The sequence below is a fragment of the Streptomyces sparsus genome, from assembly GCF_054776295.1.
Window position 1 is genome coordinate 1 of record NZ_BAAHCA010001393.1, and the last position, 891, is coordinate 891.

The window sequence follows — 891 nt, forward strand, 5'->3', positions numbered from 1 at the left end:
CGGGCGGGCGTCGGCGTCTGGTCCGGCAGCGGGCCGTACCGGCGGCCCACCTATGGCGGGGGGCGCCATGGCGGAGTGGACCGTTCCCGGGTACCACGAGACCCGGGAACTGGGCGCGGGGGCCGGTGGCCGGGTCGTGCGGGCCGTGCACGAGGCGACCGGTACACCGGTGGCCGTGAAGTACCTCTCCGAGAAGCTGCGCCGGGACGCCGGCTTCCGGGAGTCGTTCCGGGCCGAAGCGGAACTGCTGGGCGGGCTGGCGACGCCCTACGTGACCGGCCTGTACGAGTACGTGGAGGGGCCGGGCGGGGCGGCGATCGTGATGGAGCTGGTGGACGGCGTCGCCCTGCGCCGACTGCTCCGGCTCGAAGGCGCCACCGGGCCCGAAGCGGCCCTGACCCTGCTCAAGGGCTCGCTGCTGGGGCTGGCCGCCGCACACTCGGCGGGTGTGGTGCACCGCGACTACAAGCCGGAGAACGTGCTGGTGGCGGCGGACGGTTCGTCCAAACTGGTCGACTTCGGGATCTCCGTCAGGTCCGGGGACCGGGTCGGGGCGGCCGGCACGCCCGCGTACATGGCCCCCGAGCAGTGGCAGGGGGAGCCGGCCACCCCGGCTGCCGACGTCTACGCCGCCACCGCCTGCTTCTTCGAGTGCCTGACCGGCCGCAAGGTGTACACGGGCGAGAACCTCGCCGAGCTGGCGGTCCAGCACATCGAGGCGCCCGTCCCGGCCGAGCTGGTGCCGGAGCCGGTGCGGACGCTGGTGAGGCGAGGGCTGGCCAAGGATCCGGCCGACCGGCCCGCGGACGCCGCATCGTTCGTCACCGAGCTGGAGGCGGTCGCCGAGCAGGCGTACGGGCGGCGCTGGGAGGCGCACGGCCGGCGACGGCT

At 74.9% G+C, this 891-nt stretch carries 1 protein-coding gene; it reads left to right on the forward strand.

The window, feature by feature from the left end; genetic code table 11:
* Positions 1-67: 67 nt before the first annotated feature.
* A partial coding sequence (locus ACYVE9_RS28635) for a serine/threonine-protein kinase (RefSeq protein ID WP_461030797.1) occupies positions 68-891 on the forward strand: 824 nt, incomplete at its 3' end.